A 21,586-nucleotide genomic window follows, 5' to 3' on the forward strand; every position below is an offset into this window, starting at 1 on the left:
CCCCGCTTCAGTGCTGCCGCAGTACCTGCAGCAGCGACGGCAGCAGCACGCGGTTGCCATAGCCACTAAGGTGATCGCCATCGAAGTACAGCGGCCGGCCATCGCGCTGTGCCGGGCACAGGGTGGCATCGCACAACACCGGCAGCGGATCCCACATCACTGCGCCGGGCAGGCCATCAACCACCTGCTGCAGGCTGCCCAGCATCGGTGCACGCAGCGCATCCATGTCCGCGCGGGTGCTGTCGACACCATTGCGACAAATGGCGTTCCTGGCGTTGAAGGTGTCTGAACAGCGATACGGCGGTGCCGGCAATACCGGCTTGGGCGCTTCCAGCACGATACGCACGCCCTGTTCGGCCACAGGCTTCCACAGCGCGATCTCCTCGGGCACCTCGGCCGAGCGCAGTTCAGCCGCACGCGGCGATCGTTCATCCGCCAGCTTCTCGGCAGCATCGAAGAGGATGTACTGGTCGGACAGGCGCGGCATGCGCAGCGACACCAGCACTACCGCATCGCCTGCCCGTGCCTGGTGCTGGATGTCGGCGCGCACGGCAGCATCGTAGTCGCTGCAGCCACCACCAGCCCCCCGCCATCGCTGCAGGCTTACCTGCGGGCAACCACCGCGCCCGTACAGGATCACGGTAGCGCCCGTCTCAAGGGCTACGCGTCTCAACAGTTCGGTATATGCCATCGCATGCGAGTCACCGGCGACGAAGATCCGTTGCGGGAAACCCTCGACCCGCGCGTGGTCGCATGCGCGACGCGCGAATGAGCGGGCATTGCCGCCAGCGAACGGATGCTTGCCTGCCACCAGTTCGCAACCGGGATAGTCAGCCGCCGCACCGCGACCTTCCGGATACCAGTCGGCAGGATGTCGGGTGACCGTGCTCAACGAAATCCAGTGCGCCTCGCGATAGAGGCCGAACTGGATCCCGCCGGCACCTACCAACACTAGCGCCCCCATCACCACCCAGCGCAGCGAAGTCGCCCGCGGCGCCAACGGGCCACGGAAAGGCTGTTCCACCCAGCGCCACGACAGCCAGGACAACACGCCCACCAACAGCATCGCAAGAAGCATCTGCAGCGGCGTATCCAGGCCCACGGTCCAGCGCATCAGTACGAACACCGGCCAATGCCAGAGGTACAGCGAGTAGGACAGCAGGCCGATGCGGCGCATGGGCGCGCAGGCCAGCACGCGGCCGATCCAGGCCTGCGGATGGTTGTGCAGGGCCCACAGCAGGCCCGCCGTCGCGAAGGCCGGCAGCAGGCCGTCCGGCCAAGGTGAATGCCCGGCGCGCGCCGTCCACAGCGCCCAGCCCAGCAGGGCCAGCGACAGCGCGGCCAGCAGCGAGAACACCCACCTGCTGCGGGCCAGCGAGCGCTGGGTCAGTGGATCGAGCGATGCGCGCACGTGCAACAGCTGGAACAGCAGCACACCTGCGCCCAGCTGCCACAACCGCGTGGTCGTTGCGTAGAAGGCCCAGGAAGGCGGGGCCTCGCGCAGGCCCAGTACCGCCGCATGCAGCAGCGATGCGACGCTGACCAGCGCGAACAGGCCCACGCTGAGCCAGCGCCCACGCGCGCCCCGTGCCCAGGCCAGGAACAGCAGCGGAAATAGCAGGTAGAACTGCTCTTCCACACCCAGCGACCAGGTGTGGGTATAGGGATTGAACTCGGCCTTGGGCGCGAAGTAGTCGTTGCCCACCGCGGCCAACACCCAGTTGCTGAAGCCGAAGAAGGCCATCAGCCCGGTCTTGTCACTGGCCTCGCTCAACCACGATTCGGGGATGAACAGCACGCTGGCCACCGCGGTGACCATCAGGCAGGCAACCAGGGCCGGAGCGATACGGCGGATGCGGCGCGCGTAGAAGCGCAGCATCGATGCCCCCAGCGACAGTGGCGGCAGGCGGTGCACCGAAGCACTCACCACGAAACCGGAAATGACGAAGAACACGTCCACGCCGGTGAAGCCACCCGGGAGCCAGGCCGGATCCAGGTGGAACACGATCACCGCCAATACGGCGATCGCGCGCAGTCCATCGATGTGCGGTACGTAACCGCGCCCTGCATCAGCCGTCATCCTGCCCCTCCCCCAACTGCCACGTCGGCGGGCGTGGCAGGCAACTCAGTCCATTACCAGACCAGGTCGTCCGGCACCTGGTATTGCGGGTCCGCGTACGGATCTTCCTCGGCCGGCGCGTTCGGATCGACCTTCAGCGCCACCGATGCGGCGAACACCGCCTCGGACTGCGCCAGCACCTCGGCGGTCACCAGCAGGTAGCGGCCATTGAGCTGGACCACGCCCAGCTCACCGGCGTTGAGCGCGGTCAGCTGTTCGGCGGTCACATAGATGCGCTTGATCTTGCCGCCATATGGGAAGTGGCGGGCGATATCGGCCACTTCCGAGTTCAGGCTCTTGTCCTTCAGCAGTTCTTCCAGCTTGGCCTTGGCCTCGCGGCGCACACGCGCTTCTTCCTGCTTCAGGCGCTCGGTCTCGATGCGCTCTTCCTTTTCCTTCTGCGCGCGGATGGCATAGGCCTTGGCCAGGTCCATCTCTTCGGCGCTGCGCGGCTTGCGCGGGCCCTGCTGGCCCGGGCCACGCGACTGGCCGGGCTTGCCCGGGCCGCCATGGCCATGTCCACGACGCTCGCCGGGCGTGTGCTCGCCCTTGCCAGCGCCCTGCGGCTTTCCATTGCCGTTGCCACCCTTGCCCTGCGGGCGACCATCACGGCGGGGGCCATCATTCTTGCGCTCGGGCTTGGGCGCAGGCTTGAAGCCCAGGCCCATCAGCTGGTCGCGGAGGGTATCGCTCATAGGATTCGGATCAGTAGTGCGGCGGCGGCGGTTCGCTCGCCGGATCGGAAGAATTCAGCGCGTTGCGGACCTTGCCCAGGTCTTCCAGCAGCACGCGCAGCACGTCGGCGTTGCGCATGCCCTGCATGCGGGCATCGGCCAGCGCATCGCTCAGTTCGGCCAGCGCCTGTTCCTGGAAGGACACGCGCATTTCCAGTTCGACCAGGCGCGCTTCCAGCGCCTGCTCGCGTTCGGTTGGCAGCAGATCAGACATGCAGCGAGCGCCCCCGGCCAATGCCGTAGTACGCCAGGCCCGCCGCTTCCACATCCGCCGGCTCGTACAGGTTGCGGCCGTCGAACACCACCGCGTCCTTCAACTGCTCGCGCAGCATCTGGAAATCGGGGCTGCGGAACTGCTTCCACTCGGTCACCACGACCAGTGCATCGGCCCCCTGCAGCGCCTCGTCGGCACTGCTGCAGAACACCAGATCATCGCGCTCGCCGAAGATGCGCTGCGACTCGTGCATCGCTTCCGGATCGTAGGCACGCACCGTCGCGCCGCCTTCCCACAGCTGCGCCAGCAGGCGACGGCTGGAGGCTTCGCGCATGTCATCGGTGTTCGGCTTGAACGCCAGGCCCCACACGGCAAAGGTCTTGCCACGCACACCTTCGTCTTCACCCTTGTCGTAATGACGCTGGATGAGAGCGAACAGATGGCCCTTCTGCGCGTCGTTGACCGCTTCCACGGCGTTCAGCAACTTCGGCTCCAGGCCGGCCTGCTGCGCGGTGCGGGCCAGCGCCTGCACATCCTTGGGGAAGCACGAGCCGCCGTAACCGGCGCCCGGGTAGATGAAATGCCAGCCGATGCGCGGATCCGAGCCAATGCCCTGGCGGACCTGCTCGACATCGGCGCCGACACGTTCGGCGATGTTGGCGATTTCGTTCATGAACGAGATCTTGGTCGCCAGCATCGCGTTGGCGGCGTACTTGGTCAGCTCCGCCGAACGCACGTCCATTTCCACCACGCGGTCGTGGTTGCGGTTGAACGGTGCGTACAGGCGCCGCATCACCGCCACCGACTCGGCGCTGGTCGCGCCGATGATGATGCGATCCGGGCGCATGCAGTCGGCGACAGCGTCGCCTTCCTTCAGGAATTCCGGGTTGGACACCACATCGAAGGCGATGTCCGCGCCACGTGCCGCCAACTCTGCGGCAATGGCAGCACGCACCTTGTCGGCGGTGCCCACCGGCACCGTCGACTTGTTGACCACCACGGTCGGCACGCTCATGTGCCGCCCGATGGTACGGGCCACAGCCAGCACGTACTGCAGATCGGCACTGCCATCCTCGTCCGGCGGCGTGCCGACGGCGATGAACACGACCTGGCCGTGGCCGATCGCGGCCGCGGCATCGGTGGTGAACGCCAGCCGCGACGCCGCGTGGTTGGCCTTCACCATCGGTTCCAGGCCCGGCTCATAGATCGGGATGATGCCCTGGTTGAGGCCATCGACCTTGGCCCGGTCGATATCGACGCAGACCACCTGGTGGCCGACGTCGGCCAGGCAGGTACCGGTCACCAGCCCTACATAACCGGTACCGAAAATCGCAACGCGCATGTCCGTGCAGGCTCCGTGGTCGCTTACGGCAGGACGCCCAGCAGCTCGACGTCGAAGGTCAGAGTCGCGTTCGGGCCGATCGGGCCACCCGGGGTGCCGTTCTCACCGTAAGCCAGCTCACCCGGGATCCAGAAGCGGTACTTCGAACCGACCGGCATCAGCGCGACGCCTTCGGTCCAGCCCTTGATCACCTGGTCCAGGCCGAACTCGGCCGGCTGGCGACCATAGGAGCTGTCAAACACGGTGCCGTTGAGCAGCTTGCCTTCGTAGTTCACACGCACCTTGCTGCTCGGCAGCGGGCGCTCGCCGCTACCCGGGCGGATGATCTGGTACTGCAGGCCAGACGGGGTGGTCACCACGCCCGGCTGGGTCTTGTTCTTGGCCAGGAACGCGTTGCCTTCCTCGCGGTTGGTCTGCGCAGCGGCGGCGGCCTTGGCCTGCATCTCGGCCTGCTTGCTGCCCATGAAGGCCTGGATGGTGGCGGTCGCGTCAGCTTCCGTCATCTTCGGCTGGCCCTTGCTCAGGCCTGTGCTGATCGCGTCAAACAGCGAGGCGACATCGATGTCGTCCTTCAGCTGTGCCAGCGACGGGCCGACCGAGTACGAACCGATCATCTGCGACACTTTGACGCGATCGACCTTCGGCGGCTGCGAACCCGGCGCCATGCCCGGCACCTGCTGGCCACTGCGGGCCATCACGACCTGGCGCAACGCGGCATCGGTGGCCTTGGCCTGTTCCTGGGTGATCTGCGGCTGCAGGCCTTCGAACGAACGCTCCACGGCAGTGCGCAGCGCGGCCACATCGATCTCATCGGCGATCGGGGTGAACGACTTGGCGACATCAAGGCCGATGGCGTAGCCGAGCTTCTGCTTGGGGGAATTCAAGGTTGCGGTCTCCTTGACGGCTGCGGGGGCAGCCGGTTGTTGCGACAGAGCGACACCCGAAGTGCCCATCGCCAGAATCAGAACCGACGCCGCGGCGCCGCGCATTCCCATCTTCATTCGCTGCATTCCTGGAAGTGTCTGGGCGCCGACGTCGGCGCGAAAAGAAACATTGTCGCACGCATGCCGTCGATGTCGAGGCATCCGTGCCGGATATCAATGCGTGGCGGCTGCGGCCAGCGCCTTGTCGATGGCGGCGGTCAGCTGCGGATCGTCCGGCGTTACCTTGCTGGCGAACTGGGCAATGACCTTGCCATCGCGGCCGACCAGGTACTTGTGGAAGTTCCAGCCCGGCGCCACGCCGGTGGCCGCGGTCAGCCTCTGGTACAGCAGCGTGGCCTGTGCACCGACGACATGCACCTTCTCGAACATCGGGAACCTGACGCCGTAGGTGAGCGTGCAGAAATCCTGGATCTGCTTTTCGTCACCGGGCTCCTGGCCCTTGAAATCGTTGGACGGGAAACCGAGCACGGCAAAGCCGCGGCCGGCATAACGCTTCTGCAGCGCCTCCAGGCCTTCGTACTGAGGGGTATAGCCGCACTTGCTTGCGGTATTGACCACCAGCAGTACCTGCCCGTGGTAGCGCTGCTGCAGGTTGACCTGCTGCTTGCTGGCCAGTGGGCGGTACTCCAGGTCCAGCAGATCGGCCGCCAGCACATGGCCGGAACCGGCCAGGCCGGCCACCAGCAGGGTCAGCAGGGACAGGCCGCGCAGGCGGCGCGGGATAACGGTCGGCAGGGGCATCGAGAGCGGTCCGCGGTAGCCATTCACAGGGCCGGCCGGTAGCGGCCGGGAATCGGCCGAACTATAGCACCGCCCCCCGCCCCCCCGTTGCGGCAAGCGCCAGCGGCTTTGCGCGGCGTGGCGTCTTCCCGCTGGCCTTGCCAACGACGGCGCAGTGATGACATAGCATGGACAACACTGAATGGCAGGCGGAACTGGACCAGCCCGCACATCAAATTTATTTCCCTTTCCAATCAAATGGATAAGAGGATATTTCAGCAATTTGACCACCCCTGCCATCAGTTGGGGACGGCAGGGGGTTGCACCCAGGCGTGCCGGTGTTATAGTTGCATACAACACCAGTCACCTGAGACAGGGGGAAGCCGTGAACGCCCGCATCCGTCGCAACCTCACCGCACCCGCGGCCGCTGCTGTTTCGACCCTGATCGTGCTGGCCTGGCTGGCCACGCCCACCACCCCCGCCTCTCCCGACAGTGCGCAGGACGCAACCGCTGCACCGGCCGGGAACGCCGATTCCTCCCCCCCTCCCCCGCGTCGGCTGCACAGCTCCCTGTCCATGCCGTATTTCTCGTTCGCCCAGCCGCTGACCCCACGGAGCTGAATATGAGCGACATCCAGTGGAGCGACGGCGCTCCCATCTACCGTCAATTGAAGGAGCGCGTGATCGCCATGATGCTCGACGGAATCCTGAAGCCGGGCGATGCCCTGCCTTCGGTGCGCCAGGTGGCCGCCGACTATCAACTCAACCCCATCACCGTTTCGCGCGCCTACCAGGAACTGGCCGATGAAGGCCTGGTCGAGAAGCGCCGCGGCCTGGGCATGTTCATGACCGAGCAGGCGGCCACGCAGCTGCGCAGCAGCGAGCGCGAGCGCTTCCTCAACGAAGAATGGCCCGCGGTGCTGGAGCGCATTCAGCGCCTGGGCCTGAGCCTCGACGAATTGCTGCCCCAGGGGAACGTCTGATGAACAGCACTGCAAGCGAACCCGTCATCACCGCGCGAGGCCTGCGCAAGGCCTACAGGACCACGGTAGCCCTCGACAACGCCAGCTTCAGCATTCCGAGCGGGCGCATCGTCGGCTTGATCGGCCCCAACGGCGCCGGCAAGACCACCGCACTGAAGGCCATCCTCGGCCTCACCTCGGTGGAAGGCGACCTGAGCGTGCTCGGCCGCGATCCGCGACTGCATCGCGACGAGCTGATGAATGACATCTGCTTCATCGCCGACGTCGCCGTGCTGCCGCGCTGGCTGAAGGTGCGCGAGGCGATCGACTTCGTCGCCGGCGTGCACCCGCGCTTCGACCGGGCCCGCTGCGAGCGCTTCCTGGCCAATACCAAGCTGCAACCGAAGCAGCGCGTGCGCGAACTGTCCAAGGGCATGATCGTGCAGCTGCACCTGGCGCTGGTGATGGCCATCGACGCCCGCATCCTGGTGCTGGACGAGCCCACTCTCGGCCTGGACATCCTCTATCGCAAGGAGTTCTACCAGCGCCTGCTGGAGGACTACTTCGACGAACAGAAGACCATCATCGTCACCACCCATCAGGTGGAAGAGATCGAGCACATCCTCAGCGACGTCATGTTCATCCGTGATGGCCGCATCGTGCTCGACGCGGACATGGACGATGTCGGCCAGCGCTACACCGAGCTGCTGGTCAACGCCGACCAGCTGGAGACCGCGCGTGCGCTGAAGCCGATCGACGAGCGCAGCTTGGCGTTCGGCAAGACCGTGATGCTGTTCGATGGCGTGCCGCGCGCCCAGCTTTCCACGCTTGGCGAGACCCGCAGCCCGGGCCTGGCCGATCTGTTCGTCGCCATCATGAAGGGGACCTACGCATGAATGCCGTCAACCACCCCGTCAGCCCGATGGGCACCCTGCGCTGGCTGCTCAAGCGCGAGTACTGGGAGAACCGTGGCGGTTTCCTGTATGCACCGTTGATCGCCGGCCTGATCTCGCTGGTGATGAGCACCATCGGCATCGCCTTCGGCCTGTTCGCCCTGCACCGGGCCGCGCGTGATGGTGGCCTGCACATCGACGGCGAAGACGTGAACATCAACGGCCTGGACCTGGCCCTGCTGACCCGCGACATCAGTGCCAAGGATCTGGCTGACCTCGGCAACGGCCTCGACCTGACCCTGGTGCTCAGCTCGGCCTGGCCGTTCCTGGTACTGGCCTTCGTGGTGTTTTTCTACTGCCTGGGTGCCCTGTACGACGACCGCCGCGACCGCAGCATCCTGTTCTGGAAGTCACTGCCGCTGTCGGATACCCAGACCGTGCTGTCCAAGGTGATCAGCGCACTGATCGTGGCCCCGCTGATCGCGGTGATCGCCGGCATCATCACCATGTTCGGCTTCATGCTGGTGATCAGCATCGTCGCGCTGATGCACGGCGGCAGCCCAATGACCCTGATCTGGGGCCCGGCCAGCCCGCTGACCCTGGCCGCCGGCCACCTGGCCTGGATCCCGGTCTACGCCCTGTGGGCCCTGCCCACCGCCGGCTGGCTGCTGCTGTGCTCGTCCTGGGCCCGCAGCAAGCCGTTCCTGTGGGCGGTGATGCTGCCGCTGTTCGCCGGCGTCATCGTCAGCACGACCAAGGTGATGCCGCTGATCGGCCTGACCACGGGCTGGTTCTGGCAGAACATCGTTGGCCGGCTGCTGCTGGGCGGCGTACCGGGCACGGACCTGGTGTATCGCCTCAGCGCCGAGGAAGGCACGCGTCGCGACCTCGAATCGGTGGTCAGCCTGATGTCGCCGGCCTCGCAGCTGAAGTCACTGGCGATGCCGGAACTGTGGATCGGCGCCGCCGTCGGCGCCGTGTTCATCGTCCTTGCCATCCGTCTGCGCAAGCGCGCCGGCGAGATCTGATTCCATCCACCCGGAGGCACCACCCATGCGTTCCCTGCTCGCCTGTTCTGCGTTGTTGCTGTTGCCGCTGTCGGCGCTGGCCGCCGATGCTCCGAACTGCAAGTTCACCGCCGCCCGCACGCTGAAGCTGGATGTGGCCGGTGCCAGGGCTGTGGTGCTCGAGGTCAACCAGCACGACCTGAAGGTCGTCGCCGGCAAGGGCACTGGCCAGCTCGATGGCCGCGCCTGCGCGTCCAGCCAGGAATGGCTGGACCAGCTGGTACTGGACCAGCGCAGGGTGGGCGACAAGCTGGTGGTGAGCCTGCGCCGCGAGGGCCGCGACAGCGGCATCAGCCTGGGCAGCAGCTACGCCTGGCTGGACATCCGTGGCAGCGTGCCGGACAACCTGCCCCTGCAGCTGAAGGTCGGCTCCGGCGACGCCAGCGTAGACAACGCGCAGTCGCTGAGCGTGGATGTCGGCTCCGGTGATGCCATCGTGCGTGGCACCCGCGGCAGCATCCACGCAGCGGTGGGTTCGGGCGACCTGGACATTGATGGCGGCAGTTCGCTGAACCTGCTTTCGCTGGGTTCCGGCGACGTCAAGGTGCGCAACATCGGTGGCGATGCGGTCACCGGCACTGTCGGTTCGGGTGACCTGAAGATCAGCGATGTCCGCGGCAACGCACGACTGGACACGGTCGGTTCCGGCGACATCGGGTTCAAGCGCGTGCAAGGCAACGTCGAGGTCGGTGTGGTCGGCTCGGGCGATGTTGATCTGTCCGACATCGGCGGCAATGTGCATGTGCGCAGCCACGGCTCGGGGGACATCCAGGTCGATGGCGTGCGCGGCAGCCTGACCGTCGACCACAGCGGCAGCGGCGATGTCGGCCACCGCAACGTCAGTGGCACCGTCACCCTGCCCCGTAAGAAGTAACCGCTAACGGATCGATCGAGGAAACTGCCATGAATCTGCTGCGCGTGCTGCCTGCCACCCTGCTGTGCCTGCCGCTGATCGCCTGCGGCGGCACTTCTTCCGCACCCGACAAGACCATCGGCAAGAGCGTCGCCGAGGCCACCAGCGGCGTCGGCCAGACTGTCAAGGAGGCCATGGACGATGCCCGCAAGGACATCACCGAGGGCAACATCAAGATCTCGGCCGACAAGCAGCCGCGTGCCGAGATCACCCCGGATGGCCGCCTGCTGATCGCCGGCAAGGAAGTGGCCGCCAACGAAACCCAGCGCCGCCAACTGCAGGAGTACCGCGGCCACGTGGTCGCCATTGCAATGGACGGCATGGATGTCGGCCTGGCCGGTGCCAAGCTCGGCGCCAGTGCTGCCGGAGAGGCCCTGAAGGGCATCTTCAGCGGCGACAGCGAGGGCATCGAGAAGCGGATCAATGCCGAGGCGGAGAAGATCGAAGCCCAGGCCAAGCGCATCTGCAACCGCATGCCGGCGATGCTGGCCAGCCAGCAGGCGTTGGCCGCTTCGCTGCCCGCGTTCAAGCCCTACGCCACAATGGACCAGAGTGACGTCGACGACTGCGGCAAGGACACCGTGGTCCAGCGCTAGGCCTGTGACAGATCAGCGCACCCGGCCGGCAGCGGCGCCCCGCTGCCGGCCGTCACGTGCCGACCGGCTTACAATGGCGGCCCCGGACGCCCCCGAACCGAATGCCATGAAGAAGTTGTTCCTGCTGCTGGCCGCCCTGCTCTGCCTGGGCCTGGTCGGCTGTGACAAGGATTACCGCAATCACCGCGCCGAGCGCGGCAAGCCCAAGATTTCCGTCAGCGAAGGCATGGTGACCGTGCGTCGCCCGCCGGCACCGAACATCATCATCCTCGGCGATGGCACGATGAAGGTGGACGAGATCCAGATCCCGCTGGACCAGGGGCAGAAGCAGATGCTGCAGACGATGTTCGGCAAGCTGCAGGTGCTGCGCCAGAACACCCTGGTCGCCGCCCCGGCCGATCCCAACATGCAACCGGTGAAGATCCAGCCGCCGGAGGGCATGGAAGTGATTCCGGCGGACTTGGTCCAGCGCATACCCGAGTTCAAGGATTACACCGACACGTTCGGCAACATCGTCGCCGACCGTCGCTGAAGCAGAAACGCCGCCCCAGGGCGGCGTTTCCTCTTGTAGAGCCGAGCCTATGCTCGGCTGCTGCCCGGAACCTGAGCCGAGCATGGGCTCGGCTCTACAACCAGCAGATCAACCGCCGGCGCCACCACCGCCAGCCTGGATGCCACCTGCGGTCAGTGCGGTCGGATCCAGCAGGCGCCGCAATTCGGCCTCCTCCAGCCCGCTGTCTTCCAGTGCCACGTCCAACACCGGGCGTTGTTCCTTGTAGGCACGCTTGGCGATGGCCGCGGCCTTCTCGTAGCCGATGATCGGATTCAATGCCGTGACCAGGATCGGATTGCGCGCCAGCGCTTCGGCCACACGGTCCTCGCGCACTTTCAACCCGGCGATCGCGCTGTCGGCCAGCAGCCGCGACACATTGGCCAGCAGGCCGATGCCATCGAGCAGGTTCACCGCGATCAGCGGCAGGGTGACGTTGAGCTGGAAGTTTCCGGTCTGCCCGGCCACGGTGATTGCCGTGTGGTGGCCGATCACCTGCGCGCAGGCCATCACGGTCGCTTCCGGAATCACCGGGTTGACCTTGCCCGGCATGATCGAGCTGCCCGGCTGCAGCGCCGGCAGTTCGATCTCGCCCAGCCCGGCCAGCGGACCGGCATTCATCCAGCGAAGATCATTGGCGATCTTGATCAGCGCCACGGCCAGTGCATTGAGCTGGCCCGACAGTTCCACGGCATCATCCTGCGCGGCCAGGCCCTCGAACTTGTTCTCGGCGCTGTCGAACTTGAAACCGGTCTGTTGCTTCAGTGCCTTGGCCACCTGCGCGCCGAAGCGCGGGTCGGCATTGATGCCGGTGCCGATGGCGGTGCCACCCAGCGGCAGGCGGCGCACGCGCCTGAGGCTGTCTTCGATCCGCTCCTGCGCCGAGGCCAGCTGTGCCGACCATGCGCCGAACTCCTGCTCGAAGGTCAGTGGCATCGCGTCCATCAGGTGGGTACGGCCGGTCTTGACCACCTTGCGCAGGCTGCGGCCCTTCTTGTCCAGGGTCTTGCGCAGGTGCACCAGCGCCGGCAGCAGCTGCTCATGCGTCGCCAACACCGCCGACACGCGCAGCGCGGTCGGAATCACGTCGTTGGAGCTCTGCCCCTGGTTGACGTGGTCATTGGGGTGCACGGCGGTCTTGCCCGCCTTGCCGGCACGGTTGGCCAGTGTGGCGATGACCTCATTGGCATTCATGTTCGACGACGTGCCCGAACCAGTCTGGTAGACATCGATCGGGAACTGCGCATCCCAGTTGCCGGCGGCCACTTCGGCGGCAGCGGTCTGGATGGCCTTGGCCACGTTCTTCGGCAGATGGCCCAGCTCCGCGTTGACGCCCGCGGCGGCGCCCTTGACCAGGCCCAGGGCACGGATGAAACCGCGCGGCATGCGCTGGCCCGACACCGGGAAGTTCTGCACGGCACGCTGGGTCTGCGCGCCCCACAGGGCGTCGGCAGGCACCTGCAGCTCGCCCATGCTGTCGTGTTCGATTCTGAAACCCTTGCTTGCAGCTTTGCTCATTGCATCAACTCCGCACTACTTCAGTTGGGGAAAGGGAAGCGGCGGCTGGCAGGGTGTCGCTTCCCGGGCTGGCGGCTGCGCCAACGATACTCCCTTGCCCGCAGCGTGGGATGACGAGCGCGGGCCAGATCGTTCCGTCTGCACGGCCGTTGTGCACGCGCAGGGGTAGTGCCGGCCGCTGGCCGGCAATCCATGGAAGCGTAGGCCGGGCGTGGTTGCCGGCCAGCGGCCGGCACTACCTGACCGGCACGTCGTAGAATATGGCCCCCGCCGCTCGCCCCAGCCCTGCCGACATGTCCGATTCCGCCCTGCTCGCCCTGTCCCCGCTCGATGGCCGCTATGCCGGCAAGGTCGACGCCCTGCGCCCGATCTTCTCCGAGTACGGCCTGATCAAGGCCCGCATCACGGTCGAGGTGGAATGGCTGCTGGCGCTGGCCGCCGAGCCGGGCATCGTCGAACTGGCCCCGTTCTCCGACGCCGCCGTCGCCCGTCTGCGCGCCCTGGCCGCCAGCTTCAGCCCGGCCCAGGCTGCACGCGTGAAGGAGATCGAGCGCACCACCAACCATGACGTCAAGGCGGTGGAGTACTTCATCAAGGAACAGCTGAAGGACGACGCCGAGCTGGCTCCGGCGCTGGAATTCGTGCATTTCGCCTGCACCAGCGAAGACATCAACAATCTCAGCTACGGCCTGATGCTGGAACAGGCCCGCCGTGAAGTGCTGCTGCCGACCCTGGACGGCATCGCCAGCACCCTGCGCAGCCTGGCCCACGCCCAGGCCGGCCAGCCGATGCTGTCGCGCACCCACGGCCAGACCGCCTCGCCGACCACCTTGGGCAAGGAACTGGCCAACGTGGTCGCCCGCCTGGAGCGCCAGCGCAGGCAGATTGCCGCGGTCGAACTGACCGGCAAGATCAACGGTGCGGTCGGCAACTACAACGCCCACATCGCCAGCTACCCGGACGTGGACTGGCCTGCCTTCGCCGAGCGCTTCGTGACCGGCCTGGGCCTGGTATTCAACCCGTACACCACGCAGATCGAGCCGCACGACAACGTGGCCGAGATCGGCGATGCCGCACGCCGCGCCAACATCATCCTGATCGACCTGGCCCGCGACATCTGGGGCTACATCTCGCTGGGCTACTTCAAGCAGCGCCTGAAGGAAGGCGAAGTCGGCTCGTCGACGATGCCGCACAAGGTCAATCCGATCGACTTCGAGAATGCGGAAGGCAATTTCGGCATCGCCAACGCCCTGTTCGAGCACTTCAGCGCGAAGCTGCCGATCAGCCGCTGGCAGCGTGACCTGACCGATTCCACCGTGCTGCGTGCGCTGGGCACCGCGTTCGGCCACAGCCAGGTGGCACTGGATTCGCTGGCCAAGGGCCTGGGCAAGCTGGAGGTGAACCCGCAGCGCCTGGATGCGGACCTGGACGCGGCCTGGGAAGTGCTGGCCGAGGCCGTGCAGACGGTGATGCGCCGCCATGGCCTGCCGAACCCGTACGAGCAGCTGAAGGCGCTGACCCGCGGCCAGGGGATCACGGCCGAGTCGATGCGTGCGTTCGTGCAGGGGCTGGAGCTGCCGACGGATGCGAAGCAGCGTCTGCTCGAGATGACCCCGGGCAGCTACACCGGCCTGGCCGAGGCGCTGGCAAAGAAGATCTAAGGGGTTTGCTTGCGGCGGCGGCCGCGGGCGCTGCCTGCGGCAGGCTTAACTGCAACTGCAACGTCAAAGGCGGCTCTGGGTTACTGCCTCGCTTGGCGGGGCGGGTTGGGTTCGCGGGGGACGCCGTGAACCCGTCCCTGGGGGCTTGGCCGCGGCATCCATGCCGCGGACACCCCCGCGAACCCAACCCGCCCCACCTCTGACAGTTTCCCGGTGACGGATCGAAGAGCATTGGGTTGTCGGGACGGAATTTGAAAGAGGGACGCGGCTTCGCCGCGTCCCTCTTTGTTTGAGGGTCTTTTGTAGAGCCGAGCCCGTGCTCGGCTGCTTTTGGGCACGGGCAACAGCAAGCCGAGCGTTGGCTCTGCTCTACATGAGCAAGCGCAGCGCGCGACCCGCTTTTGCCTTTGATTTTCTTCTTTCATTCCGTGGCGGGCCGCGCAGGAAACTGTCAGGGGCCGGGCGGGTGGGCTGCGCGGGGGTGTCCGCCGCATGGATGCGGCGGCCAAACTTACAGGGACGTACTTGCAGCGTCCCCCGCGCAGCCCACCCGCCCGGCCAAGCGCGGCTTTTGCTTGTGAACCCGTCCCCGCCACGAGGGGCTCCGCCGTTGGCCGGACACCCCGCGACAAACCACCACACGTGCGCAATCCCCACGAACGTCGGACAATGGAGACCTCGGCGGCCCGCCACGCCGCCCCTCCCGCTTTCCGCTGCAAGGATTCCCCCATGGCCGCCCGCAAGTCCTCCGCCCCCCTCATCGAAGTCACCGCCCGCCCCGGCCAGCCGCTGGGCATGGCGCCGGCCACCTTCCTGCGCGACTTCTGGCAGAAACGCCCGCTGCTGATCCGCAACGCCTTCCCCAACTTCCAGACCCCGGTGCAGCCGGAAGACCTGGCCGGGCTGGCCTGCGAGGAAGGCGTGCTGGCGCGCCTGATCGAGCACGACAAGACCCGGGACGGCTGGCGCGTGCGCACCGGCCCGTTCCAGGAAGACGTGTTCCCCGCCCTGCCCGACCAGGACTGGACCCTGCTGGTGCAGGACGTGGACAAGTGGGACCCGGACGTGCGCGCCCTGATCGAGCACTTCAGCTTCCTGCCGCGTTGGCGCATGGATGATGTGATGATCAGCTTCGCCGCCACCGGCGGCTCGGTCGGCGCCCATGTCGACCAGTACGACGTGTTCCTGCTGCAGGCCCACGGCCACCGCCGCTGGCAGATCGACGCCAGCGAATCGATCAAGGGCAAGCAGCCACCGCTGGGCTTCCGCCCGGACGTGGAACTGAAGCTGCTGAAGGTGTTCAAGCCGACCCACGACTGGGTGCTGGCACCGGGCGACATGTTGTACCTGCCGCCGAACGTGCCGCACCACGGCGTCGCCGAGGATCCCTGCCTGACGTTCTCCTTCGGCATGCGCGCGCCGTCCTCGGCCGAGCTGATCAGCGACTACCTCGACACCCTGATCGCCGATGCCGACGAGAACATCCGTTACCAGGATGCCGACCTCAAGGTGCCGGCCGACCCGAACGAAATCGACACGGTGGCGATGGCGCGGGTGATCACCGCGCTCAACGCCATCCGCATGAACGACCCGGACAAGCTGGGTGACTGGTTCGGTCGCTTCATCACCACCTACCGCGCCGCCGGCGAAGTGATGGCCCACCAGGCCGCACCGGCACCGGAGGAAGTGGTCCAGGCGCTGGCCTCCGGCCTGCTGCTGCAGCGCCACCCGTGGGCACGCCTGGCCTGGCGCCGGGCCAAGCGCGGCGCCAGCCTGTACGTCAGCGGCCAGGACTTCGCGCTGCCGGTGAAGGACGCCCAGCGCCTGGCCGGTGCCGAGCAGCTCGACGCCGCCGCCTATCGCGGCCTGTCCGACAAGGGCCGTGCCGTGCTCCAGCAGCTGCTGGTCGGTGGCGTGTTCCAGCTGATCGATCCGAACGAGGTGTACGACGCTGAAGAGGAGGACGACGGCGAAGACGCCGTGGTCCTCGGCGAAGTAGTCGAAGGCCGTGACCGCGTCGACGCGATCGACGCCGACGCGGTGTCCGACGATGTCCACTCCGTGACCGTGCACGACGACGGTATCGAGGTCATCGTCAACTTCGAGGACGACGACGAAGACGACAGCACTGGCCGGGCCTGAGCCCTCACCATGATCCGGGTCCAGCAGGTCAGCCACGCCGACGCCCACGTTGCCATCCACGACGTGCGCCAACGCGTGTTCGTGCAGGAACAGGGCATCGCCGCGGAACTGGAACGCGATGCGCTGGACCCGGTCAGCGCCCATGTGCTGGCACTGGACAGTGACAACCAGCCGGTCGGCACCGGCCGGCTGGCCCCGGACGGCCGCATCGGCCGTATGGCCGTGCTGGCCAGCCATCGCAGCCACGGGGTCGGTGAGGCCCTGCTGGAGGCACTGGTCGAGGCCGGGCGCAGGCTCGGCCTGGCCGAGCTGCACCTGCACGCCCAACTACCCGCCCGCGATTTCTATGCCCGCCAGGGCTTCCTGCCGGAAGGCGAGGCGTTCGAGGAGGCCGGCATCGGCCACCAGCAGATGCGCCGCCGGCTGGGCGCGACCAGCGCGATCGACTGCCGCGCCGAGGCGGTGGCCATCACCACGGCCATCGTCCACCGCGCCCGCCGCCAGCTGTGGCTGCACAGCCGCCAGCTGGACCCGGGACTGCTCGACGCGGCGCCGGTGCAGGCCGCCCTGCGCCGCTTCGTCACCGCCCGCCACGACAAGCAGCTGCGGGTGATCGTGCACGATGCCGCTGCGATCGCCTCTGCCGGGGCACCGCTGCTGGCGCTGGCCCAGCGCTTGCCAAGCGTGATCCAGTTCCGCGAGGTCAGCGACCCGGTCGACCGCGCGCTGGCCTCTTCCTGCCTGCTCAACGATGCGGGCGACTTCTACTTTCGTCTGATCGGCCATCGCCTCGACGGCGAGGCCGGTATCGCGCTGCCGGCACGTTCGCAGCCGTTCGGGCAGCAATTGCAGCGCGTCTGGGACCGTTCGCGCGATTGCAGCGAACTGCGCGCGCTCGGCATCTGAACCGGCGCCGCTGACCCAACCTGTCTGGAACCGGCACCGGCGGACGTGGGATGCCCGCAGTGGTGCCCCTTCGTGTCCCGTTGGGGGTACAATTTGGCTGTTTGAACGCGCCCGCGCAGGGCTATTCATCTTCCTGCCGGGTCCTTCTGAAGCCATACCCCACAAAGCGAATCAACACCCTCCATCGTGGACAATCAACTGAAGCAGTTTGCGCAATCTTCGCAACTCGCCGGCGGCAACGCCTCCTATGTCGAGGACCTGTACGAGCAGTACCTGGTCTCCCCGGATAGTGTCGATCCCAAATGGAAAACCTACTTCGACGGCTTCAAGGGCCGCGAAGCAGGTGACATTCCGCACTCGGCCGTCATCTCCCACATCGCGGACGCGGCCAAGGATGCGCTGAAAGCTGGCACCGGCACCGGTGCGGGCGACGAGCGCGAGCGCAATGTCGGTCGTCTGATCACCGCCTACCGCTCGCGCGGCCACCTGGACGCCCGCCTCGATCCGCTGGGCCTGGCCGCGCCGGTGAACACCCCGGACCTGGGCCTGCCGTTCCACAGCCTGTCCGATGCCGATCTCAACAGCGAGTTCAGCACCGGCGGCGTCGGCGGCCAGCCGCGCATGAAGCTGCGCGACCTGCTCGCACGCCTGAAGGCGACCTACACCGGCTCGATCGGTGCGGAGTTCATGCACATCTCCGAGGTCGAGCAACGCCAGTGGATCTACAAGAAGCTGGAAGCGGCCGGTGGCAACTACCAGCTGGACGCTGACACCCAGCGCCGCACCCTGGAGCGCCTGACCGCGGCCGAAGGCCTGGAGCGCTACCTGCACACCAAGTACGTCGGCCAGAAGCGCTTCTCGCTGGAAGGCGGCGACTCGCTGATCCCGATGATGGACACCATCATCCGCAGCGCCGGCAAGGATGGCGTCAAGGACGTGGTGATCGGCATGGCCCACCGCGGCCGCCTGAACGTGCTGGTCAACACCCTGGGCAAGAACCCGCGCAAGCTGTTCGACGAATTCGAAGGCAAGTTCGAGCACGACGAGCACGCGTCGGCCGGCGACGTGAAGTACCACATGGGCTTCTCCGCCGACGTCGCCACCGACGGTGGCCCGGTGCACCTGGCACTGGCGTTCAACCCGTCGCACCTGGAAATCGCCGACCCGGTCGTGGCCGGTTCCGTGCGTTCACGCCAGGAGCGCCGCAAGGACACCGCACGCAAGCAGGTCATGCCGATCCTGATCCACGGCGACGCGGCCTTCTCCGGCCAGGGCGTGGTCATGGAGCTGTTCCAGATGTCGCAGGCCCGCGGCTTCGCCGTCGGCGGCACCGTGCACATCGTGGTCAACAACCAGGTCGGCTTCACCACTTCCAACCCGCTGGATACGCGCTCCACGCGCTATGCCACCGACGTGGCGAAGATGATCGCCGCCCCGGTGCTGCACGTGAACGGCGATGATCCGGAAGCCGTCGTGTTCGCCGCGCAGCTGGCCTTCGAGTTCCGCCAGAAGTTCGCCAAGGACGTGGTCATCGACCTGATGTGCTACCGCCGTTGGGGCCACAACGAGGCCGACGAGCCGGCGATCACCCAGCCGCTGATGTACCAGGTGATCCGCAAGCACCCGACCACCCGCGAGATGTATGCCGAGCAGCTGGAAAAGGCGGGCGTGATCGCCGCCGGTGCCGGCAAGGCCATGGTCGATGCCTACCGCGAGAAGCTGGACGCCGGTGAAGTGACCACCGAGCTGGCCAAGGTCGAGAAGACTCCGCCGACCAGCCCGCTGTTCGTCGATTGGCCGAAGCTGCTGGAAGGCAAGCTGTCCGACCCGGTCTCGACCAAGGTCGAGAAGAACAAGCTGGTCGAGCTGGCCAAGCTGATCAACACCATCCCGGACGAAGTGCAGCTGCACTCGCGCGTGGCCAAGGTCTACGACGACCGCCGCAAGATGGCCGCCGGCGAGATCGCGGGCGACTGGGGCTTTGCCGAGAACCTGGCCTACGCCACCCTGCTCGACGAAGGCCACGCGCTGCGCCTGGTAGGCCAGGACGTCGGCCGCGGTACGTTCACGCACCGCCATGCGATCCTGCACGACCAGAAGACCGACAACTACTACATGCCGCTGCGGCAGCTGGTGGATTCGCCGGAGAAGGCCACCGTCATCGACTCGCTGCTGAGCGAAGAAGCGGTGATGGCCTACGAGTACGGTTTCTCCACCACCGATCCGAACACGCTGTGCATCTGGGAAGGCCAGTTCGGCGACTTCGCCAACGGTGCCCAGGTGGTGATCGACCAGTTCATCGCCGCCGGTGAAGCCAAGTGGGGCCGCATTTCCGGCCTGACCCTGCTGCTGCCGCATGGCTATGAAGGACAAGGCCCGGAACACAGCTCGGCGCGCCTGGAGCGCTTCCTGCAGCTGTGCGCCCTGGAGAACATGCTGGTTGTCGTGCCGTCGACCCCGGCGCAGGCCTTCCACATGCTGCGTCGCCAGCTGCACATGACCACCCGCAAGCCGCTGGTGGTGATGTCGCCGAAGTCGCTGCTGCGCCACAAGCTGGCCGTGTCGACCCTGGACGAACTGGCCAATGGCGAGTTCCAGCACCTGATCGGCGACGCCAATGCCGATGCCAAGAAGGTCAAGCGCGTGGTGCTGTGCTCGGGCAAGGTCTACTACGACCTGCTGGAAGACCAGACCAAGCGTGGCCAGGACGACGTGGCGATCATCCGCGTGGAGCAGCTGTATCCGTTCCCGCGTGCGCTGCTGGCTGCCGAGCTGAAGAAGTACGGCAAGGCCACCGACGTGGTGTGGACGCAGGAAGAACCGCAGAACCAGGGCGCGTGGTACCAGATCCGCCACCACCTGCAGTTCTGCCTGGCCGATGGCCAGAACCTGCACTACGCCGGTCGCGCACGTTCGGCGTCGCCGGCTGCCGGTCACATGGCTGACCACGTCCGCGAGCAGCAGCAGCTGATTGCCGACGCACTGGTCAACCCGTTCAACGACACGTTCGCTGAATAATCCTCCCCCTATTTAGAAGACAAACCAGGAAGCTCCCGCAATGGCCACCGAAGTCAAAGCCCCGGTACTGCCCGAATCCGTCGCCGACGGCACCATCGCCACCTGGCACAAGAAGGTGGGCGACGCCGTCAAGCGCGACGAAAACCTGCTTGACCTGGAAACCGACAAGGTCGTGCTGGAAGTGCCGTCGCCGGTTGACGGCGTGCTGAAGGAAATCAAGTTCAAGGAAGGCGATACCGTGACCTCCAGCCAGGTCGTGGCGATCATCGAAGAAGGCGCCGTGGCTGCGGCTCCGGCCCCGGCCGCTGAAGAGAAGAAGGCTGAAGCCGCACCGGCCGCCGCTGCTCCGGCCGCTGCCGCCGCTCCGGCTCCGGCTGCCAAGTCGGCCGCCGACACCCTGCCGCCGGGCGCCCGCTTCACCGCCATCACCGAAGGCGTGAACCCGGCCGACGTCGACGGCACCGGCCGTCGTGGTGCAGTGACCAAGGAAGACATCGTCAACTTCGCCCGCAACGGCGGCGCCGGCAAGGCCGGTGGTGCACGTCCGGAAGAGCGCGTGCCGATGACCCGCATCCGCAAGCGCATCGCCGAGCGCCTGATGGAGTCGAAGAACTCCACCGCCATGCTGACCACCTTCAACGAAGTCGACCTGTCCAAGGTGTCGGCGGCGCGCAAGGAGCTGCAGGACGAGTTCGTCAAGGCCCACGGCATCAAGCTGGGCTTCATGAGCTTCTTCGTGAAGGCCGCTGCCAACGCGCTGCAGCGCTTCCCGCTGGTCAACGCATCGATCGACGGCGACGACATCATCTACCACGGCTACTCGGACATCTCGATCGCCGTGTCGACCGAGAAGGGCCTGGTCACGCCGGTCCTGCGCAACGTCGAGCGCATGTCGTTCGCCGACATCGAGAAGACCATCGCCGACTACGCCAAGAAGGCACGTGACGGCAAGCTGGGCCTGGAAGAACTGCAGGGCGGCACCTTCACCGTGACCAACGGCGGCACCTTCGGTTCGCTGCTGTCGACCCCGATCATCAACCCGCCGCAGAGCGCCATCCTGGGCATGCACGCCATCAAGGAGCGTCCGATCGCCCAGAACGGCCAGGTCGTGATCGCGCCGATGATGTACCTGGCGCTGTCCTACGACCACCGCATCATCGACGGCAAGGACTCGGTGCAGTTCCTGGTGGACATCAAGAACCAGCTGGAAAACCCGGGCCGCATGCTGTTCGGCCTGTAAGAAACCTCCCGCCCCTCCGCGCCTGCGCGGAGGGGTTCTGGTAATG

At 66.6% G+C, this 21,586-nt stretch carries 19 protein-coding genes; 12 read left to right on the forward strand and 7 right to left on the reverse strand.

The annotated features are described in order from the left end of the window. Positions 1 to 7 precede the first annotated feature (7 nt). The 6 genes from ACEPA4_RS12925 to ACEPA4_RS12950 all read right to left on the reverse strand — a co-directional run bounded on the left by ACEPA4_RS12925 (position 8) and on the right by ACEPA4_RS12950 (position 6,094). A complete protein-coding gene (locus ACEPA4_RS12925; RefSeq protein ID WP_164092712.1) occupies positions 8 to 2,080 on the reverse strand; it encodes an acyltransferase family protein in 2,073 nt (690 codons plus the stop codon). Between the two features lie 53 nt (positions 2,081 to 2,133). Next, positions 2,134 to 2,814, reverse strand: coding sequence for a DUF2058 domain-containing protein (locus tag ACEPA4_RS12930; RefSeq protein WP_139727353.1), 681 nt, complete (start codon positions 2,812 to 2,814; stop codon positions 2,134 to 2,136). A 10-nt stretch (positions 2,815 to 2,824) separates the two neighbouring features. Next, the gene (locus tag ACEPA4_RS12935; protein ID WP_005410256.1) at positions 2,825 to 3,067 is read right to left on the reverse strand and encodes a SlyX family protein; all 243 of its coding nucleotides are present in this window, start codon (positions 3,065 to 3,067) and stop codon (positions 2,825 to 2,827) included. After that, a complete protein-coding gene (locus tag ACEPA4_RS12940; RefSeq protein ID WP_374082870.1) occupies positions 3,060 to 4,409 on the reverse strand; it encodes a UDP-glucose/GDP-mannose dehydrogenase family protein in 1,350 nt (449 codons plus the stop codon). Before ACEPA4_RS12940 ends, ACEPA4_RS12935 begins: the two co-directional genes overlap by 8 nt. A 23-nt stretch (positions 4,410 to 4,432) precedes the next feature. Further along, positions 4,433 to 5,410 carry an FKBP-type peptidyl-prolyl cis-trans isomerase gene (locus ACEPA4_RS12945; RefSeq protein WP_139727356.1) on the reverse strand — a complete coding sequence of 326 codons (978 nt, stop codon included), beginning with the start codon at positions 5,408 to 5,410 and terminating at the stop codon, positions 4,433 to 4,435. 96 nt (positions 5,411 to 5,506) lie between these two features. After that, complete coding sequence (locus tag ACEPA4_RS12950) at positions 5,507 to 6,094, reverse strand: glutathione peroxidase (protein ID WP_262090939.1); 588 nt, start codon at positions 6,092 to 6,094, stop codon at positions 5,507 to 5,509. A gap of 364 nt (positions 6,095 to 6,458) precedes the next feature. Between ACEPA4_RS12950 and ACEPA4_RS12955 the strand changes: the two genes are divergently transcribed. From ACEPA4_RS12955 to ACEPA4_RS12985, 7 genes are all read left to right on the forward strand, one after another. Next, positions 6,459 to 6,695, forward strand: coding sequence for a hypothetical protein (locus ACEPA4_RS12955; RefSeq protein WP_032954303.1), 237 nt, complete (start codon positions 6,459 to 6,461; stop codon positions 6,693 to 6,695). A gap of 2 nt (positions 6,696 to 6,697) precedes the next feature. Further along, a complete protein-coding gene (locus tag ACEPA4_RS12960; RefSeq protein ID WP_005417481.1) occupies positions 6,698 to 7,057 on the forward strand; it encodes a GntR family transcriptional regulator in 360 nt (119 codons plus the stop codon). Then, positions 7,057 to 7,932, forward strand: a complete 876-nt coding sequence (locus ACEPA4_RS12965; RefSeq protein ID WP_061480097.1) for an ABC transporter ATP-binding protein — start codon at positions 7,057 to 7,059, stop codon at positions 7,930 to 7,932. Before ACEPA4_RS12960 ends, ACEPA4_RS12965 begins: the two co-directional genes overlap by 1 nt. After that, positions 7,929 to 8,957: an ABC-2 transporter permease gene (locus ACEPA4_RS12970; RefSeq protein WP_262090940.1), complete on the forward strand. Its 1,029-nt coding sequence runs from the start codon at positions 7,929 to 7,931 to the stop codon at positions 8,955 to 8,957. The genes ACEPA4_RS12965 and ACEPA4_RS12970 overlap by 4 nt, the downstream gene beginning before the upstream one ends. A gap of 25 nt (positions 8,958 to 8,982) precedes the next feature. Continuing rightward, a complete protein-coding gene (locus ACEPA4_RS12975) occupies positions 8,983 to 9,870 on the forward strand; it encodes a GIN domain-containing protein (RefSeq protein ID WP_053499448.1) in 888 nt (295 codons plus the stop codon). A 29-nt stretch (positions 9,871 to 9,899) separates the two neighbouring features. Further along, the gene (locus tag ACEPA4_RS12980) at positions 9,900 to 10,505 is read left to right on the forward strand and encodes a hypothetical protein (RefSeq protein ID WP_065178600.1); all 606 of its coding nucleotides are present in this window, start codon (positions 9,900 to 9,902) and stop codon (positions 10,503 to 10,505) included. Positions 10,506 to 10,611: 106 nt separating this feature from the next. Then, positions 10,612 to 11,037: a hypothetical protein gene (locus tag ACEPA4_RS12985; protein ID WP_065178659.1), complete on the forward strand. Its 426-nt coding sequence runs from the start codon at positions 10,612 to 10,614 to the stop codon at positions 11,035 to 11,037. A gap of 108 nt (positions 11,038 to 11,145) precedes the next feature. Here the strand turns inward: ACEPA4_RS12985 and ACEPA4_RS12990 are convergent, their stop codons facing one another. Beyond that, a complete protein-coding gene (locus tag ACEPA4_RS12990; RefSeq protein WP_005417504.1) occupies positions 11,146 to 12,573 on the reverse strand; it encodes an aspartate ammonia-lyase in 1,428 nt (475 codons plus the stop codon). Positions 12,574 to 12,866: 293 nt separating this feature from the next. Here ACEPA4_RS12990 and purB point away from each other — a divergent pair, with 293 nt between their 5' ends. The 5 genes from purB to sucB all read left to right on the forward strand — a co-directional run bounded on the left by purB (position 12,867) and on the right by sucB (position 21,540). Continuing rightward, complete coding sequence (gene purB / locus ACEPA4_RS12995) at positions 12,867 to 14,234, forward strand: adenylosuccinate lyase (protein WP_065178598.1); 1,368 nt, start codon at positions 12,867 to 12,869, stop codon at positions 14,232 to 14,234. A gap of 729 nt (positions 14,235 to 14,963) precedes the next feature. After that, positions 14,964 to 16,376 carry a cupin domain-containing protein gene (locus ACEPA4_RS13000; RefSeq protein ID WP_262090790.1) on the forward strand — a complete coding sequence of 471 codons (1,413 nt, stop codon included), beginning with the start codon at positions 14,964 to 14,966 and terminating at the stop codon, positions 16,374 to 16,376. A gap of 9 nt (positions 16,377 to 16,385) precedes the next feature. Beyond that, a complete protein-coding gene (locus ACEPA4_RS13005; protein WP_253135323.1) occupies positions 16,386 to 17,282 on the forward strand; it encodes a GNAT family N-acetyltransferase in 897 nt (298 codons plus the stop codon). Between the two features lie 186 nt (positions 17,283 to 17,468). Beyond that, complete coding sequence (locus ACEPA4_RS13010) at positions 17,469 to 20,300, forward strand: 2-oxoglutarate dehydrogenase E1 component (protein ID WP_053499858.1); 2,832 nt, start codon at positions 17,469 to 17,471, stop codon at positions 20,298 to 20,300. 40 nt (positions 20,301 to 20,340) lie between these two features. Further along, positions 20,341 to 21,540 (forward strand): dihydrolipoyllysine-residue succinyltransferase, encoded by a 1,200-nt coding sequence (gene sucB / locus ACEPA4_RS13015; RefSeq protein ID WP_053499860.1) that lies wholly within the window; start codon positions 20,341 to 20,343, stop codon positions 21,538 to 21,540. The last annotated feature ends 46 nt before the right edge of the window (positions 21,541 to 21,586 follow it).

The organism is Stenotrophomonas sp. P2112 (assembly GCF_041897515.1).
Classification (GTDB): Bacteria; Pseudomonadota; Gammaproteobacteria; order Xanthomonadales; family Xanthomonadaceae; genus Stenotrophomonas; species Stenotrophomonas sepilia.

What these genes read in the sequence shown, in the direction of transcription:
- ACEPA4_RS12925 (WP_164092712.1), bottom strand. Translation starts at nt 2,080, where the DNA reads ATGACGGCTGATGCAGGGCGCGGTTACGTACCGCACATCGATGGACTG.
- ACEPA4_RS12930 (WP_139727353.1), bottom strand. Translation starts at nt 2,814, where the DNA reads ATGAGCGATACCCTCCGCGACCAGCTGATGGGCCTGGGCTTCAAGCCT.
- ACEPA4_RS12935 (WP_005410256.1), bottom strand. Translation starts at nt 3,067, where the DNA reads ATGTCTGATCTGCTGCCAACCGAACGCGAGCAGGCGCTGGAAGCGCGC.
- ACEPA4_RS12940 (WP_374082870.1), bottom strand. Translation starts at nt 4,409, where the DNA reads ATGCGCGTTGCGATTTTCGGTACCGGTTATGTAGGGCTGGTGACCGGT.
- ACEPA4_RS12945 (WP_139727356.1), bottom strand. Translation starts at nt 5,410, where the DNA reads ATGAAGATGGGAATGCGCGGCGCCGCGGCGTCGGTTCTGATTCTGGCG.
- ACEPA4_RS12950 (WP_262090939.1), bottom strand. Translation starts at nt 6,094, where the DNA reads ATGCCCCTGCCGACCGTTATCCCGCGCCGCCTGCGCGGCCTGTCCCTG.
- ACEPA4_RS12960 (WP_005417481.1), top strand. Translation starts at nt 6,698, where the DNA reads ATGAGCGACATCCAGTGGAGCGACGGCGCTCCCATCTACCGTCAATTG.
- ACEPA4_RS12965 (WP_061480097.1), top strand. Translation starts at nt 7,057, where the DNA reads ATGAACAGCACTGCAAGCGAACCCGTCATCACCGCGCGAGGCCTGCGC.
- ACEPA4_RS12970 (WP_262090940.1), top strand. Translation starts at nt 7,929, where the DNA reads ATGAATGCCGTCAACCACCCCGTCAGCCCGATGGGCACCCTGCGCTGG.
- ACEPA4_RS12975 (WP_053499448.1), top strand. Translation starts at nt 8,983, where the DNA reads ATGCGTTCCCTGCTCGCCTGTTCTGCGTTGTTGCTGTTGCCGCTGTCG.
- ACEPA4_RS12980 (WP_065178600.1), top strand. Translation starts at nt 9,900, where the DNA reads ATGAATCTGCTGCGCGTGCTGCCTGCCACCCTGCTGTGCCTGCCGCTG.
- ACEPA4_RS12985 (WP_065178659.1), top strand. Translation starts at nt 10,612, where the DNA reads ATGAAGAAGTTGTTCCTGCTGCTGGCCGCCCTGCTCTGCCTGGGCCTG.
- ACEPA4_RS12990 (WP_005417504.1), bottom strand. Translation starts at nt 12,573, where the DNA reads ATGAGCAAAGCTGCAAGCAAGGGTTTCAGAATCGAACACGACAGCATG.
- purB (WP_065178598.1), top strand. Translation starts at nt 12,867, where the DNA reads ATGTCCGATTCCGCCCTGCTCGCCCTGTCCCCGCTCGATGGCCGCTAT.
- ACEPA4_RS13000 (WP_262090790.1), top strand. Translation starts at nt 14,964, where the DNA reads ATGGCCGCCCGCAAGTCCTCCGCCCCCCTCATCGAAGTCACCGCCCGC.
- ACEPA4_RS13005 (WP_253135323.1), top strand. Translation starts at nt 16,386, where the DNA reads ATGATCCGGGTCCAGCAGGTCAGCCACGCCGACGCCCACGTTGCCATC.
- sucB (WP_053499860.1), top strand. Translation starts at nt 20,341, where the DNA reads ATGGCCACCGAAGTCAAAGCCCCGGTACTGCCCGAATCCGTCGCCGAC.